This window comes from Taibaiella chishuiensis, from assembly GCF_003014535.1.
In the GTDB taxonomy this organism is placed as follows: Bacteria; Bacteroidota; Bacteroidia; order Chitinophagales; family Chitinophagaceae; genus Taibaiella; species Taibaiella chishuiensis.
Window position 1 is genome coordinate 964,670 of sequence record NZ_PYGD01000001.1, and the last position, 16,400, is coordinate 981,069.

General features: G+C 53.4%; 15 protein-coding genes. 11 read left to right on the forward strand and 4 right to left on the reverse strand.

Annotation, left to right across the window (positions count from 1 at the left end; translation table 11 throughout):
* Positions 1-9: 9 nt before the first annotated feature.
* Entirely contained in the window at positions 10-1,149 is a 1,140-nt protein-coding gene (locus B0I18_RS04085) for a cysteine desulfurase family protein (RefSeq protein ID WP_106521359.1), read from the reverse strand.
* Positions 1,150-1,285: 136 nt separating this feature from the next.
* Between B0I18_RS04085 and mce the strand changes: the two genes are divergently transcribed.
* The 10 genes from mce (at position 1,286) to hisIE (ending at position 11,945) form a co-directional block, all read left to right on the forward strand.
* Entirely contained in the window at positions 1,286-1,687 is a 402-nt protein-coding gene (gene mce, locus B0I18_RS04090) for a methylmalonyl-CoA epimerase (protein WP_106521360.1), read from the forward strand.
* A gap of 108 nt (positions 1,688-1,795) precedes the next feature.
* A complete protein-coding gene (locus tag B0I18_RS04095; RefSeq protein WP_106521361.1) occupies positions 1,796-4,663 on the forward strand; it encodes a DEAD/DEAH box helicase in 2,868 nt (955 codons plus the stop codon).
* A gap of 244 nt (positions 4,664-4,907) precedes the next feature.
* The gene (hisG, locus tag B0I18_RS04100) at positions 4,908-5,762 is read left to right on the forward strand and encodes an ATP phosphoribosyltransferase (protein ID WP_106521362.1); all 855 of its coding nucleotides are present in this window, start codon (positions 4,908-4,910) and stop codon (positions 5,760-5,762) included.
* The gene (gene hisD, locus B0I18_RS04105; RefSeq protein ID WP_106521363.1) at positions 5,759-7,063 is read left to right on the forward strand and encodes a histidinol dehydrogenase; all 1,305 of its coding nucleotides are present in this window, start codon (positions 5,759-5,761) and stop codon (positions 7,061-7,063) included. The genes hisG and hisD overlap by 4 nt, the downstream gene beginning before the upstream one ends.
* A gap of 11 nt (positions 7,064-7,074) precedes the next feature.
* Positions 7,075-8,130, forward strand: coding sequence for a histidinol-phosphate transaminase (gene hisC / locus B0I18_RS04110; RefSeq protein ID WP_106521364.1), 1,056 nt, complete (start codon positions 7,075-7,077; stop codon positions 8,128-8,130).
* Positions 8,127-9,230: a bifunctional histidinol-phosphatase/imidazoleglycerol-phosphate dehydratase HisB gene (gene hisB / locus B0I18_RS04115; RefSeq protein ID WP_106521365.1), complete on the forward strand. Its 1,104-nt coding sequence runs from the start codon at positions 8,127-8,129 to the stop codon at positions 9,228-9,230. Before hisC ends, hisB begins: the two co-directional genes overlap by 4 nt.
* Before the next feature lie 16 nt (positions 9,231-9,246).
* The gene (hisH, locus tag B0I18_RS04120; protein WP_106521366.1) at positions 9,247-9,828 is read left to right on the forward strand and encodes an imidazole glycerol phosphate synthase subunit HisH; all 582 of its coding nucleotides are present in this window, start codon (positions 9,247-9,249) and stop codon (positions 9,826-9,828) included.
* Positions 9,825-10,568 carry a 1-(5-phosphoribosyl)-5-[(5-phosphoribosylamino)methylideneamino]imidazole-4-carboxamide isomerase gene (gene hisA, locus B0I18_RS04125; RefSeq protein ID WP_106521367.1) on the forward strand — a complete coding sequence of 248 codons (744 nt, stop codon included), beginning with the start codon at positions 9,825-9,827 and terminating at the stop codon, positions 10,566-10,568. Before hisH ends, hisA begins: the two co-directional genes overlap by 4 nt.
* The gene (gene hisF / locus B0I18_RS04130) at positions 10,565-11,323 is read left to right on the forward strand and encodes an imidazole glycerol phosphate synthase subunit HisF (RefSeq protein ID WP_106521368.1); all 759 of its coding nucleotides are present in this window, start codon (positions 10,565-10,567) and stop codon (positions 11,321-11,323) included. Before hisA ends, hisF begins: the two co-directional genes overlap by 4 nt.
* A 7-nt stretch (positions 11,324-11,330) precedes the next feature.
* The gene (hisIE, locus tag B0I18_RS04135; RefSeq protein ID WP_106521369.1) at positions 11,331-11,945 is read left to right on the forward strand and encodes a bifunctional phosphoribosyl-AMP cyclohydrolase/phosphoribosyl-ATP diphosphatase HisIE; all 615 of its coding nucleotides are present in this window, start codon (positions 11,331-11,333) and stop codon (positions 11,943-11,945) included.
* Here hisIE and B0I18_RS04140 read toward each other — a convergent pair.
* A complete protein-coding gene (locus tag B0I18_RS04140) occupies positions 11,935-12,945 on the reverse strand; it encodes a dipeptide epimerase (protein ID WP_106521370.1) in 1,011 nt (336 codons plus the stop codon). The two genes, hisIE and B0I18_RS04140, sit on opposite strands and share 11 nt — an antisense overlap.
* A gap of 108 nt (positions 12,946-13,053) precedes the next feature.
* On the opposite strand from B0I18_RS04140, the gene B0I18_RS04145 reads away from it, so the two are divergent.
* Positions 13,054-13,761 (forward strand): outer membrane beta-barrel protein, encoded by a 708-nt coding sequence (locus B0I18_RS04145; RefSeq protein WP_106521371.1) that lies wholly within the window; start codon positions 13,054-13,056, stop codon positions 13,759-13,761.
* A 108-nt stretch (positions 13,762-13,869) separates the two neighbouring features.
* Here the strand turns inward: B0I18_RS04145 and B0I18_RS04150 are convergent, their stop codons facing one another.
* Positions 13,870-15,090, reverse strand: coding sequence for a beta-ketoacyl-[acyl-carrier-protein] synthase family protein (locus B0I18_RS04150; RefSeq protein WP_106521372.1), 1,221 nt, complete (start codon positions 15,088-15,090; stop codon positions 13,870-13,872).
* A 55-nt stretch (positions 15,091-15,145) separates the two neighbouring features.
* Positions 15,146-16,396, reverse strand: coding sequence for an ABC transporter permease (locus B0I18_RS04155; protein ID WP_106521373.1), 1,251 nt, complete (start codon positions 16,394-16,396; stop codon positions 15,146-15,148).
* Between the last annotated feature and the right edge of the window lie 4 nt (positions 16,397-16,400).

The window sequence follows — 16,400 nt, forward strand, 5'->3', positions numbered from 1 at the left end:
GTTCCCGGTTTAATATTTTAAACGATCCAGTTGCGCACGCACCAGGTTTATGGTTTGTGCGATCTCTTCTGCCGTGGTAAACCTGCCCAGGCTGAACCGTATGGCGCCGTCAAGCGACGCCTGGTCGAGCCCCATGGCTTCGAGCACATGCGAAGGCGCTTTCGAAGCCGAGGTACAGGCCGATCCTACCGAAAAGGCCAGTTCGCTGTTCAGCGCGCTGATCATGCGTTCGGCCTTTATACCCCGGAAGGAGAGGTTGCTCACATGCGGCATCCTGGACTGCAGGCTGCCGTTCACGCTTACATCCCCGCTTTGCAGCAGGCCTTGTTCCAATTGGTCACGCAGGCTGCGCAATCTTTGCTGCTCCGCTTCCATCCCTTCGCTGCACAGGCTGCAGGCCTTACCTAAGCCTGCGATACCCGGTACATTTAAGGTACCGCTCCGGAAGCCGCGTTCATGGCCGCCCCCGTCGATCTGTGCCTTAAGGCTTACCCTGGGCCCTTTTCTTCTTATATACAGGGCGCCCACGCCTTTGGGGCCATACAGTTTATGTGCGCTCAACGCCAGCAGGTCTATCCCGTCGGTCTGTACATCCAGGGGCAGTTTGCCGGCCGCCTGCGTGGCATCCGAAAAGAACAGGACCTTGTGCTTTTTGGCAATCGCGCCAATCGCTTTCACTGGTTGTATCACGCCGGTTTCATTATTGGCATACATGACCGCGATCAGTATCGTTTCCGGCCTGATCGCCGCTTCCAGTTCCTCAAGACTGATCAGCCCTGCGGCATCTACCGGCAGGTAAGTAACTGTTGCACCGCGCTGTTCCAGGTGCTGGCAGGTATCCAGCACCGCTTTATGCTCGGTAACGCAGGTAATAATATGGTTCCCTTTAACGGCATATAGTTCAAATACGCCTTTCAGGGCCAGGTTACAGCCTTCGGTCGACCCGGAAGTAAAAATCACTTCCTGTTCGGTAGCGCCGATCAGCCGGGCTACCTGCCTGCGGGCCTGTTCTACTGCTTCGTCGGCGATCCAGCCATAGGGATGGGTTTTGCTTGCCGCATTCCCAAACTTCTGACTGAAGTAGGGGAGCATAGCAGCTACCACCTCCGGGTCGCAGGGCGTCGTCGCATTATAGTCCAGGTAGATCATGGGTACAGGTCGGTATCAGCGCGGCCCGCGCCGGGCGGGTTTGCGCAAAAAACAAAATTAGCTTTAATGTTTTACTTTCGCGTCAGGCAATGCATTGCCTGTATTGATTTTCGTATCTACAAAAACTATTTAAAATATGACTGGTGTTGAGCATATTGGTATAGCCGTAAAAAAGCTGTCGGATTCTATTCCCCTGTTCGAAAAACTATTGAATACCCCTTGTTACAAAACCGAGTCGGTAGCTTCGGAGGGCGTACATACCGCCTTCTTTAAAACCGGCGCCACCAAGATCGAGTTACTGGAGGCCAGTAAGGAAGAAAGTCCTATTGCTAAATTTATCGATAAAAAAGGCGAAGGCATACACCATATCGCTTTTGAAGTAGCTGATATCGAGGCCGAAATGAAACGCCTTACTGCGGAAGGGTTTGTACTGCTCAACGATATACCCAAGCAGGGCGCCGATAATAAACGGGTTTGTTTCCTGCATCCCAAAGGGACCAATGGCGTGTTGATCGAGTTGTGCCAGGAGATCCAATAAAATACAATATCCCACTGGGGCCGGGCCCGGACCGCAGCACGTTTTATAAACGGCCGTGGCCCGGGCTCCTTTCTTTTACCTATTTTTGCGCCCCTCAATACAGTGCCGATGTCGAATACCCAACAGCGAATTATCCCGGTGGCCACCCTGGTTTTATGTCCCGAGGAAATTTTCAATCATAATAGTGTGCTGAATTCCCTGCATATCCGCTCGGGTAGCAGTGTGCCTTTCGAAATGTTTCCCCTGGACGAATTCCAGATCGAACGGTATTTTTCAAAATTTTCAAAAGAAGCCAAAGAGACGCTGGCCCGCTTTAACGATGCGGACATTGCCTTCGAAGCCGGGCAATTGAAAAAGCGGCATGCCAGGGAGAAATCGGGTATGCCCCTCGAAAAATTTCTCGACAAAACCCTGGTGCGCTACCTGCACGAACTGCTGCACACCCTGCTGCACCAGCACGAAGACTTGCGCCTCTACCACCGGGTCAAAAATCCGAAGACCGGCAATTACCTGGTAGCCCGTTGCGACCTGCACCGCGAAGTACCGGTGCTGTGGTTTACGATGTATAAAAAAGAGGATGGCGGTATTTACGTACAACCCATGCTGCAATGCGCCGGTAAAGATTACAAGCTGGAAGATATACGCCGGTATAAATTCCTGGTGGAGACCGAAAGCGGCCACTACCACCTGATGAAATCGGCCGACTACCTGGCGCTCGACTGGCTGCAGGCCAGCCAGCCCGAACAGTTTGCGCAGGACCAGGTATTGCTGTCGCGGCGCATTGTACAAAAGCTGGAAGAGACGCATAAGGTGGATCGCAACGATTGTTTCGAAAAGAAAGAGATCGGCGGCCAACCGGTCAACTGTCTTTACCTGAGCGAGATCAGCGAGACCATGATCATGTTTACGCCCCGTTGGAAATACGAAGGCCTGACGGTGGAGGGCGAATGGAAAGCCATACACGAAACCAACCGTAACGGCGAGATCTATACCATTAACCGGGATGCCGATGCGGAAAACAGCTTTATCCAGGAACTGAAAGCGCTGCATCCCAACTTTGCCAAGCAAACCGGCAAATTCTTTTACCTCACCTTCGCCGATGCCAAGAAGAAACAATGGTTCCTGAAGGCTTATCATAAACTGCTCGACCAGGATGTAGAGATCATCGGTCTTGAAATGCTGCGCCACTTCCGTTATTCGCCCTTTGCCGCGGAGACGGTAATGAGCATTACCCGGCAGGAAGAAGAATTTGTAGTGCTGCAGCTTAAAGTAAGCTTCGGTAAAGAAACACTGGCGCTGAACGAGCTGCAGAAGCTCCTGTTGTCCGGACACAATTCCATCCTGCTTAAAGACAACTCGATCGGTATCCTGCAGGACGAGTGGATAGAGCAATACGCCGCTATCGTAAAACATGGCAAGATCGCCAAACAGGAGATTACCGTAGCCAAATGGATTATGCTGAGCCTTAAAGAAGGCGAGGCCCAGGAGGTGATGAAACCCGCCATCAGCGAAGCCTGGCTGGCCAAGTGGGCCCTGTGGCAGGACGAGCAGGCCGTAGTATACCCGGTGCCGGATATCGTACAGGCAACGCTCAGGCCCTACCAGCACAAGGGTTTCGAGTGGATGGCCCTCCTGTCGGAGATCGGTGCGGGCGCTTGCCTGGCCGACGATATGGGCCTGGGCAAGACCCTGCAAACCCTGTCGTTTATAGCCTGGAAACACCTGCAGGAGCCGGCTGCAAGACATATTATCGTATGCCCTGCCTCGCTGATCTATAACTGGAAACAGGAACTGGAGAAGTTTATACCCGGCATGAAAGCCACGATCTACAATGGTTTGCAGCGCAACCTCGACCAGTTCTTTAAAGATGAAGCCACGGTGCTGATCTGTAGTTATGGTACCCTGAGAAGCGATATCGAACAACTGAAGATCTATCCCTGGAGCGTGGCCGTGATCGACGAGAGCCAGAACATCAAAAATGTACAGGCACAGATTACCCGCGCGGTAGGCCAGCTCAATACTTCGGCCCGTATTGCCCTGAGCGGTACGCCGGTTATGAACAATACCTTCGACCTCTACGCCCAGCTCAACTTCCTGCTGCCGGGCATGTTTGGCGGACAGGAGTTTTTCCGTAAGGAATATGCCAACCCGATAGACCGCGACGGCGATGTGGACAAGATCAAAGCCCTGCAACAGATCACGGCGCCCTTTGTACTGCGCCGTACCAAAGAGCAGGTGGCTACCGATCTGCCGGCTAAAACCGAAAGTGTGCTCTGGTGCGAAATGGGCGAAGAGCAGATGATGGTGTACAACAAGATCAAACACCAGATCCGAGACAGTATTTTCCTCGATATTAAAGCCGGCGGCCTCGAACGCAATAAGCTCAATATCCTGCAGGGTATCCTGAAGCTGCGCCAGGTATGCGGTTCGCCTGCCCTGTTGCCAGAAAAGGAAAATACCGAAGAAGCGGTTAAGATCGACATCCTGATGGAAGAGCTTGTGCGGCTCAAACAGAACAAGGCCCTGGTCTTTTCCCAGTTCAAAGGCATGCTGCACCTGATCGCCGACCGTTGCCGCAAAGCGGGTATCAGTTACTATCACTTCGATGGGGATACGCCTGTGGCCGAACGTGCCGAAATGGTGGCGAAGTTCCAGTCTGAAGAAGATAAGACGACCGTATTCCTGATCAGCCTCAAGAGCGGAAATGCAGGCCTGAACCTGACTGCAGCCGACTACGTATTCCTGGTGGATCCCTGGTGGAACACTGCGGTACAACAACAGGCGATAGACCGTACGCACCGTATCGGGCAGACCAAAAGCGTGTTTGCCTACAAGATGATCTGCAAGGATACGATCGAGGAAAAGATCATCGCCCTGCAAGAGAAAAAACAAATGCTTTCCGACGAACTGATATCGGCCGAAGATGGTTTTGTGAAGAACCTTTCGGAAGACGATGTGGCCTATCTTTTCGCTTAGGTTTGTATTAATTAACAGTGCGCGGATGAAAATAAATTTGGCAGTCAAAAAAGTTTGCCATTACCTTTGCTGCGTTCGACTACAACAACATGACACAGAATTTACATCTTCATTGGCATCATCATACTCACCCACCGGGTAAGCAGGTGCTATTGTGTAGATTCTGACGAAACATAATATTCATCCATCCTTTCAAAGGGCTTATCCTCATACGATAAGCCCTTTTTTTTATGCTCATTTTTTTATGAAACTGAAAATTGCCATTCAAAAATCCGGCCGGTTATTCGACGATTCACTGAGGCTGCTCAGGGAATGCGGCATCGAATTCAATAACGGCGTCAACAAGCTGCGCTCCGAGGCGCTCAACTTTCCGCTCGAGGTGCTGTTCCTGCGCGACGACGATATCCCGCAGTACGTAAGCGACGGTGTGGCCGATATCGGTATCGTAGGCGAAAACGTAGCCATCGAGAAGAACCGCGACATCCGGACGATAGAGCGGCTTGGCTTTGGCAAATGCCGCCTTTCCATCGCCGTGCCCCGCAGTTTCGAGTACGACGGTCTATCTGTGCTCGAAGGCAAAAAGATAGCGACCAGTTATCCATTCCTGCTTGGCCGCTATCTCGAAAGCAAGGGCGTTACCGCCGAGATCCACGAGATCAGCGGTTCGGTAGAGATTGCCCCGGGTATCGGGCTGGCCGACGCCATCTGCGACCTGGTAAGCTCCGGCAGCACCCTGTTCCTCAACGGTCTTAAAGAAACGGAAGTGATCCTGAAGTCGGAAGCGGTGCTGGTGGCCCATGATGCGCTGGATGCCGAAAGGCTGGCCATCCTCGAACGCCTGCTGTTCCGGATACAGGCGGTAAGAAAAGCCAAACGGAATAAGTATATCCTGATGAATGTGCCCGACGAAAACCTGGAAGCCATCATCAACATCCTGCCGGGCATGAAAAGCCCGACCATACTGCCTTTGGCCGCACCGGGCTGGAGTTCGCTGCACAGCGTGGTACAGGAAGACGATTTCTGGCAGATTATCGAAAAGCTGAAGGCGCAAGGTGCCGAAGGCATTTTAGTGGTTCCTATCGAAAAAATGATTGTATGATCCCCGTAATAAAATTTGAAGGTCCCTGGCAATACGATACCCTATTGCAACGCCCGGAGCCGGACCAGGAGCAGCTTACAGCGCGGGTCGACGAGATCATGCAGCAGGTGCGGCGGGCGGGCGATGCGGCTGTACTGCGTTATACCCGCGAGTTCGATAGCCCCGGCCTCAACAGTCTTATGGTGAGCGACCAGGAAACAGAACAAGCCATAGCTACACTGGACAATGGGCTCAAAGCCGCTATAGACCTTGCTATAAACAATATCCGGACCTTTCACGAAGCGCAGCGCGAACCCGAGCTCAGGCTGGAAACCATGCCCGGCGTACAATGCAGCCGGCGGTCGGTGCCGCTGCAAAATGTGGGCTTATATATACCGGGAGGTACGGCGCCCCTGTTCTCTACCCTTATGATGCTGGGCATACCCGCTGTACTTGCGGGCTGCCGCAACATAACGGTATGCACGCCCGCCGCCAAAGACGGTACGGTACACCCGGCTATCCTGTATGTGGCATCGCGTATCGGTATCGGCAAGGTGTTCAAGGCCGGCGGTGTACAGGCTATTGCCGCCATGACTTATGGCACGGCCACTATTCCCAGGGCCGATAAAATTTTCGGGCCCGGCAACCGTTATGTAACCTGCGCCAAAATGAGGGCGCAGCAACAGGGTACCGCCATCGATATGCCTGCCGGTCCTTCGGAGGTAGCGGTGCTGGCCGATGCCTCCTGTGTGCCCGCCTTCGTGGCCGCCGACCTGTTATCGCAGGCCGAGCATGGCGCCGATTCGCAGGTTGTACTGGTAAGCGATAGCGGGGAGGTAATCGCCGCCATCCTGGATTGCCTGGAGCTACAGCTCAAAACCCTGCCCCGCAAAACCATAGCAGGCGATGCTTTAAAGAGCAGCAAGGCCATACTGGTCGCTAACCTGGAAGAAGGCATGGCCGTTATGAATGCTTATGCGCCCGAACACCTGATCCTGGCCTGTTCCGAAGCGCGCAGATTGGCCAGCATGGTTGTTAATGCGGGCTCGGTGTTTATCGGCAACTATGCACCCGAAAGCGCCGGCGACTATGCTTCAGGTACCAACCATACCCTGCCCACCAACGGTTATGCCCGCAGCTACAGCGGCGTATCGCTCGATAGCTTCGTACGCAAGATCACCTTCCAGGAGCTGAGCCCCGAGGGATTACAGCAGATCGGTACAGCGGTAAGAACCCTGGCACGGGCCGAGGGCCTGGAAGCGCATGCCCGGGCCATAGACATCAGACTGCGCGCCATTAATAACCATTCCTGCCATTTTTAAAATACCGTACTATGATTGAGCGATTGATACGCGATAATATTCGTAAGCTGGAGGCCTATGCTTCTGCACGATCGGAGTTTAAGGGGAAAGCTTCGGTATTCCTGGATGCCAATGAGAACGCGATGGGCTCACCTGCCGGCGATAACCTTAACCGGTATCCCGATCCCCTGCAAACCAGCCTGAAGCAGATCGTAAGCGATCTGAAACGGGTGCCGGAAGCATGTATTTTCCTGGGTAACGGCAGCGATGAGCCTATAGACCTGTTGTTCCGGATGTTTTGTAAACCGGGGCAGGACAACGTGATCCAGCTTACGCCTACTTATGGCATGTACCAAGTGGCCGCCGGTATCAATGATGTTGCCATCCGGAATGTACCGCTGCAGGATGATTTCAGTATGGATGCCCTAAAGGTATTGACCGCTGCGGATGCCGACACCAAACTCATCTTTATCTGTTCGCCCAACAATCCAACCGGCAACCTGATGGACCGGAAGCAGGTCGAGCTCCTGCTCAAACGGTTCAAAGGCCTGGTTGTGGTAGACGAAGCCTATATCGACTTTGCGGCCCCGGGCGCTTCCGTAGCGGATCTGTTGCATAAATACGAACGGCTGGTGGTCTTGCAGACCTTTTCCAAAGCCTGGGGTATGGCCGGTCTGCGCATCGGTATGGCTTTGGCCTCGCCGGTCCTCGTTGCCATCATGAACAAGGTAAAGGCGCCCTACAATATAGGCACCCTGGCCCAGGAATATGCCATACGTGCCTTACGTAACCAGAAATGGATACACAGCTGGACCCGCGAGACCATTGCCCAGCGGCAAATGCTGTACCTGGCGCTGGGCCGCCTGCCTTTTGTAATAAAAGTTTTTCCGTCGGAAGCCAACTTCCTGCTGGTTAAAGTGGTGGATGCGCAGCAACTCTATGATTACCTGCTGGCCAGGGGCATCGTGGTGCGCAACCGGGCCACGGTAAAAGGCTGCGAAGGTTGCCTGCGTATTACCGTGGGCAGTCTCGAAGAAAATGAACAATTATTGTTGGCCCTCGAAAGCTATAGCAAACAAAGCTTATGAAAAAAGTACTCTTTATCGACCGGGACGGCACCCTGATCAAAGAACCGCCCGTAACCTTCCAGGTAGACAACCTGGAACAGCTGGAACTATTGCCCGGCGTACTGCGTAACCTGTACCGCATCAGCAACGAGATGGACTACGAGCTGGTGATCGTTACCAACCAGGATGGCCTGGGTACGCCGGCGTATCCCCGTGAGCACTTCGACCTGGTACAGGAAAAGATGTTGCAGCTTTTCCGTAACGAAGGCATCCGCTTTGCCGCGATCCATATCGACGAGTCCTTTGCCCGCGAGCGTAAACCCAGCCGCAAACCAGGCACGGCAATGCTTACGGATTATATGAAAGGGGACTACGACCTGGAACATTCGTACGTGATCGGCGACCGCGTTACCGATGTGCAGCTGGCCCGCAACCTGGGGGCAGGCTCGATCTTTATTCAAAACAATGAGCCACTGCAGGAGGAGCAGGCAAGCTTTGAGGCTAGAAGCTGGGAGGATATTTACCGCTTTCTCAAATCGGGTTGCCGTTATGTAGAAGAGCGGCGTACCACCAACGAAACCGATATTTCGATCCGCCTGAACCTTGACGGGCAAGGCATTTATGATATCCGTACTGGTATCCGCTTTTTCGATCATATGCTCGAACAACTGTCCCGCCACGGTGGCATAGACCTGTTGCTGCAGGTTAAGGGCGATCTCGATATCGACGAACATCATACCATAGAAGATACGGCGATTGCACTGGGGCAGGCCGTGGGCAAGGCTTTGGGCAGCAAGAGAGGCATCGAACGCTATGGATTCTGCCTGCCTATGGACGACTGCCTGGCACAGGTTGCCCTCGATCTTGGCGGCAGGAGCTGGCTGGTATGGGATGCCGTTTTTAAACGGGAAAAGATCGGCGATATGCCTACCGAAATGTTCCTGCATTTTTTTAAATCCTTTTCCGATGCCGCAGCCTGCAACCTTAATATCAAAGCCGAAGGGGAGAATGAGCACCACAAAATAGAAGCGATCTTCAAAGCCTTTGCCAGGGCACTGAAAGCCGCTGTGCGTATAGATCCCGACAATATGCGCATCCCGACTACCAAAGGCCTGTTATAAAATAAAAACGCAGATAATGGATACCGTAATCATTCAATATAATGCCGGCAATACACGCTCGGTGTACAATGCCTTACAACGGCTGGGTGTGGAAGCACGCATCAGCAGCGACGAAGCCGATATCAGGGCTGCCGGCCGGGTTATCTTTCCCGGGGTAGGCGCTGCGGGGCCGGCTATGGCCTTTCTCCGGGCAGCGGGTTTGGACAAACTGTTGCCCAGCCTGGAACAGCCCGTACTGGGCATATGCCTGGGCATGCAGCTGATGTGCCGCTACTCCGAAGAAGGGGATACCAACTGCCTGGGTATTTTCGACCAGGATGTGTTGCACTTCGGAACCGGGGCCAAGGTGCCGCATACCGGCTGGAATACGCTGCAGCACCTGTCTTCACCCCTGTTTAAGGGCGTAGATGAAAACAGTTATGTTTATTATGTACATAGTTATTATGTGCCACAGGGCAAAACTACAACGGCGTCTACGGACTACATGCTGCCTTATAGCGCCGCCTTGCAAAAAGATAACTTTTATGCCCTGCAGTTCCATCCCGAAAAATCGGGACCTGCCGGCGCCCGTATACTCCAAAATTTCATGAGCTTATGATAACGATTATACCCGCCATAGACCTTATAGAAGGCCGGTGTGTACGACTCTCCCAGGGCGACTTTAACCGCCAGACCGCCTATGGCGGCGATCCGCTGGAAATGGCAAAACGGTTTGAAGATGCCGGTCTGAAAAGGCTGCACCTCGTCGACCTGGACGGCGCCCGTACCGGGCAGGTTGTTAACCTGGGCGTACTGGAACGTATTGCCGCCGGCACCGGTTTGCAGATCGACTTTAGCGGGGGCATTAAAGGTGTGGCCGATGTAAAAGAGGTACTGGACGCCGGCGCCGCCTGGGTAAGCGTGGGCAGTATGGCGGTTAAGAACCCGGCGGTGTTCAAAGCCTGCCTGGCAACCTTTGGCCCCGGCCGTATGATACTGGGCGCCGATGTAAAGGAAGAAGGCCGCGTAGCCGTAAACGGCTGGCTGGAGCAAACGGAAACTTCGGTATACGATGTGATCCAACAGTATTATGACCTGGGCTTACAACAGGTGTTCTGCACCGATATAACACGCGACGGTATGCTGCAAGGCCCTTCTGTAGCGCTTTACCGCGATATGGTAGACCGTTACCCGGGCCTGGATATTATTGCGAGCGGCGGTGTAACCAGCCTAGAAGATGTGACCGCCCTGGATGCCGCCGGCTGTAAAGGCGTTATTATCGGCAAAGCCATTTACGAAGGAAAAATCGGCCTGGATCAGCTCGCCCTGTATAACCCGCAAAACAAGGAGGCGTTATGACCCTGGCTAAAAGGATTATTCCCTGTCTCGATATTAAAGATGGGAAAACGGTAAAAGGCGTACAGTTTGAGGGCCTGCGCGATATGGGTGATCCGGTGGCGCTGGCTGCTTATTATGCGGAGCAGGGCGCCGATGAACTGGTACTGCTCGATATTACGGCCACCCACGAAAAACGCAAAACCCTGGCCAGCCTGGTTGCCCGTGTGGCCCTGGCGATCGATATCCCCTTTACGGTAGGGGGCGGCATCAGCAGCCCGGACGATGTGCGGCGCCTGCTCGAAGCCGGGGCTGATAAGATATCGCTGAACTCGGCTGCACTACGTGATCCAGACCTGGTAGGAGCGGCAGCCCTGGCCTTTGGCAGCCAGTGCGTAGTACTTGCCGTGGATACTAAAATGGAAGCGGGCGACTGGTACGTATATAGTAATGGCGGGCGGGAAGCTACCGGCCGGCTTACCCGCGACTGGGTGCGAGAGGCCGTGGCACGTGGTGCAGGGGAGATCCTGCTTACGGCCATTAATCGAGATGGCACCCGCAGCGGCTTTGCACTGGACCATACACGGCATATAGCGGAGGCCGTAACCGTGCCGGTAATTGCCAGCGGTGGTGCGGGCAATAAAGAGCATTTTCTCGAAGTGTTTACGGAAGGTGCGGCAGATGCGGCATTGGCGGCCGGCATTTTCCACGAAAAGATACTGGCCCTGCCGGAACTGAAACAATATTTAAAAACCAGCGGCATTGCCGTCAGAACATAATCTGCAGATGATACAACCTGATTTTGATAAATACCCCGACGGCCTGGTGCCTGCCATCGTGCAGGATGCCGGCACGCGCGAAGTGCTGATGCTGGGTTATATGAACGAAGCCGCATTGCGGGCTACGGAAGCGGGCCCCTATGTTACCTTTTACAGCCGGTCGCGGCAGGAGCTGTGGACCAAAGGAGCTACCTCGGGTCATTACCTGCACCGGCAGGCGTTGCTGCTGGATTGCGACAGCGATTGTATACTCGTAATGGCGCTGCCCGAAGGCCCCGTTTGCCACACCGGCGCGGCTACCTGCTTTGGAGCCGCCAATACGCCGGCTTCCTTCCTGCCCGCGCTGGAAGCGGTTATCAGCGACCGTATCGCCAACCCCGAAGCTAATTCGTATGTAGCGGGACTGTATCGTAAAGGCATCAATAAAATAGCCCAGAAAGTGGGCGAAGAGGCCGTGGAGCTGGTTATCGAGGCCAAAGACCAGGACGAAGCGCTTTTTAAAGGTGAGGCTGCCGACTTGCTGTTTCACTACCTGATCCTGCTGCAGGCCAAAGGACTGCGGCTACAGGATATAGAACAGGTGCTGGAAGCACGGCACCGTAAGCCTGCCGTTACAGGATAACCCCCGAACCGGTACGTTGCGGCAGGATCATTTTACCTGCATCGTAGATAAGGCCCTGGCCGGTGTTTTCCTTTAATAACAGCGGACCGTCGATGTCGGCATAATCGGCCAGGGGCAGCAGGTGTGCAAGGGTGGTAGCGCCTGTTATGCTTTCGCACATGCCGCCGAGCATCACTTTTTTGCCGGCTTCTTTAATTTTCCGGATCATACGCAGGGCGGGTGTAATACCCCCGCATTTGGATAATTTGATATTGATCCCGTCGTACAGCGCCAGGCAGGCATCCAGGTCCTTTTCTTCCCGGCAGGCCTCGTCGGCGATCAGGGGTATGGTGGTCAGTTCCCGTAAGGCTTTCAGGCCTTCCGTATCTTCGCGGTGCAGGGGTTGCTCTATCAGTTCTATTTGCCAGGCTTCCAGGTAAGGCAGGATCACCCGGGCCTGTTCGAGGGTCCAGCCCTCGTTGGCATCTATGCGTATAATGCTGTCGGTGGCCTTACGCAGGGCCTCGAGCGCAGGCAGATCGTTTTCGCTGCCCACTTTCAGTTTATAAATGGGCCAGGGTCTGGCTTTTACTCTTTCTGCAATTTCTTCGGGACTATTGAGCCCGATGGTATAATCGGTAAGTGGTGTCGGACCCCATTGCAGGCCCAACATAGCAAACAGCGGACGGCGGTTGAGCTGGGCCCAAAGGTCCCAGCCGGCCATATCCAGGGCCGATATCAGGAAGTTGTGGCCGGGCAGCAGGTGGTGCAGGAAGTGCCAGAACCGCTCCGGTGAGCTCAGGGCGTACCGTTCGGTAACCTGGCGATTTTTTTCCAGCAGCACAATCATATCCTCCACGTTCACGTTATAGTACCCGATCGCGGTGGTCTCCCCGTGGCCGCGCAATCTTCCCAGCCCGAGAGATACTAGAAGACCGGGTTGATGCGTTTTAAGGCCTTTGGAAATGGCGAAAGGGTACTCGAATGCAAGGTCCTGGACCTGGTAATTCAACTGTAGCATAAAGCGAAATTAAACTACAAATCCCTTCGTACAGGAACTATCAACGAAAAAATTTATTTAAAAGCCCGCGCTTAGTACTATCTTTGCGCCTCAATTCAGATTTCCTTTATGAAGAAATTTATTGGCATGCTTATGCTGGCAGCGACGGTAACATCAGGTGTTATGGCACAGGAGACGGCAGAAACCAAGAAAAAAGTAGTGAAGCCATCCCGCGATTTCGTCATGATCCAGCTTACTTACGAGAACTGGAGCGGCACCCCGGATAACGTGAAGATCGGTGGTATTGGCCGTGGCTTCGGCGCTTTCCTGTGTTACGACTTCCCGATCTCGAAATCCAATTTCAGTTTCGCTGCGGGCATCGGTATCAATAACAGTAATATTTACTTCGATAACCAGTTGGCTATCCTGAACTCCAGTTCTTCCAGTATCAAATTCCAGAACGTGGATACGGCTGCCAACCAGGACTTGTATAAAAAGAGCAAGCTGAGCATGACTTATCTTGAAGCGCCGTTCGAACTGCGGTTTTTCGGCGATAAGGAAAACCGTAACCGTGGTTTTAAAGCGGCGATCGGTATGCACGTAGGCTTGCTGATCGGGGCGCATTCCAAAAATAAAAACACTGTAGCCGGCCCGGCCGTCGTAGAAAAAGTGAACAGCAAAAGGTATATGCAAACCTGGAAGTTCGCACCTACAGCGCGTATCGGCTGGGGCAACTTCTCGGTATATGGTTCCTACAACCTCAGCCCGATGTTCAACAACGGCGAAGGTCCTGAAGTGTTCCCTTACTCTGTGGGCATTACCATTACCGGTTTGTAATACCGGGTTTATATAAAGACAAGAGGCCGCTACAATACGTAGCGGCCTCTTGTCTTTTATCGTGATTATAAAAAAACGCTGTTATCTATCGGATGTGCTGCCCCGCTTTTAGTCCTTCCATTTCTTCAGGATCAGCGAGGAGTTCGTGCCGCCGAAACCAAAGGAATTAGACAGGAAAATATCAAAATCGCGTTGCAGGGTCTCCGGTAATACGTGGATCTTGGCGGAGTGCTCATCTGGGTTTTCGAAATTGATATTCGGCGCCATAAACCCGTGTTTCATCATCAGCAGGGAATAGACGATCTCGCTGGCGCCGGCCATCCAGCATTCGTGCCCGGTCATGGATTTGGTAGAGCTTACCGGTGTGGTACCGCCGAATACTTCGAATATGGCCTCGGCCTCGCTGCTGTCGCCGGCTGCGGTAGAGGTAGCATGGGCATTTACGTATTCGATATCGCCGGCTGTCATACTGGCGTCTTTCAGGGCGCGGTGTATCGAACGCACCTGGCCTTCCACGCTGGGATTGGAGATATGTTCGCCGTTGGAAGAGAAACCATAACCCATCACTTCGGCAATAATATCGGCGCCTCTTGCCTGTGCCGATTCGAGGCTTTCGAGGATAACGGTGGCAGCGCCGCCGCCCGGCACCAGGCCGTCGCGGTCGCGGTCGAAGGGCCGGGAAGCGCGGGTAGGCTCATCCTCGCGGGTAGAGAAGGTAGCCAGGGCATCGAAATTGGGCATCGAATAATCGTTGATCTCCTGCGCACCGCCACAGATTACCCGGTCCTGCATCCCGTTCTTAATAAACATATACCCCATACCGATCGCATGCGAACCGCTGGCGCAGGCCGCACTGATACTGAAGTTCACGCCCCGCAGTTTGAAGATCGTGGCCAGGTTCATGGTTACGGTAGAATTCAGCACCTGGAATACCGAGCCGGAGCCGATCAGCATGGAATCCTTTTTCTCGCGTAATACGTCGATACCGTCTATTACGGGTTTGGCGCAACTGTCGTTGCCGTAAATGATCCCGGTTTCGTGTTTGTGGAAAAAGTCGATATCCATACCTGCCTGCTGCAGGGCCTCGATGGTGGCCATATAGGCAAACTCGGCCTGTTCGGGCATCATAATGCGCGAACGGCGGTCGAGCAGGGATTTTAAATTAGGACGGGCTACAAAACCGGTAAGGGCCGAGCGGTAGCCCAGCGCTTTACGCTCGGGGCGGTAAATAATACCGGAACGCCCCTCGAACAGGGATTTGGCCACTTCCTCCCTGTTGGTGCCCAGTGAGGAATAAATGCCGATCCCTGATATAACTACTCTATTCATTACTTCCGCTTTTCTAAATGCAAACTGTAAAATTAATAATTCAAAACCGCCCGGGTTATTCGTACCGGAGGGCCTGTATCGGGTCGAGTTTGGCGGCCTTGGCTGCAGGGTAATACCCCGAAATAAGGCCGACCAGCGTACAGAGCAATAGTCCGAGGCTGATCCACATCCAGGGGATGATGAAACCGCTCTTCAACAATACGGATACGATATTGCCGATCAGGATACCGGCCATGACACCGATAAGGCCGCCGGAAATGCTGATCAGTACCGACTCGGTAAGGAACTGGTTTTTAATGGAACTGTTTTTAGCGCCCAGCGCTTTATTGACGCCGATCTCGCGGGTGCGTTCGGCCACCGATACCAGCATGATATTCATAAGCCCGATGGCCGCGCCAAGCAGGGTGATAAAGCCGATAAACATAGCGGCTACCGATACCCCGTTAATGTTCTCCATAACCATAGCGGCCAGGTTGTCATTTTTATTGATGCTGAAATTCGGTTCCGCATTCAGGGGCACTCTCCGGATAATGCGGAACAGCCCCTCAGCCTCTTCACCGGCAATATTGATCATGGCTACATTCGGCACTTTTACGCTGATCACGAACGAGCGGTCGCCGCTGTATACGGCGCGGGCATTCTGCAGTGGTACGAATACGTTGTTGTCGACATTCGAGACCATACTGCTGCCCTTGCTTTCGGCTACGCCTACCACGCGGTATTTGATAAAACCTACGGTAATGACCGCATTCAAGGCATTTTGTTCTTTGCCTTTAAACAGCTTTTTGGCAATGGCATTGCCCAGCAGGCATACATAACTGCCGTTTTCGATTTCGGTAACGGAAAAATTGCGGCCGGCAATAAGATTGGTGCTGGAAATGGGCAGGTAGTTGTCGTCTACGCCCATGACGCTGATGTTCGGGTTGGTTTTTTCGTTGGCAAACTTTACGGTTGCTATGCCCGTGCCTACCATGGATATGCTTACGTCGGAGGGAAAGGTAAACCGTTCTTTAAAAGTAACGGCGTCTTTGTAACTGATGTTTTTCTGATCGACGGAGGAGATATTGATGCCGCCGCCTCTTTTGCTTTTCTTCAGGAGCTCGTTGGTAACCTGGAAGGTATTGGCGCCCATGCCGCTGAAGCTGGAATAGATACTCGCCTTCATGCCTTCGATAGCCGTAAGGATACCCACCAGGGCCATAATGCCCAGTGCGATAATACCTATGGTAATACCGGTACGGAGCTTATTGGTACGTACCGACCGGTAGGCAAGCTCCGTATTGAAAAGAAAACTGTTGTTAGCCATGGAT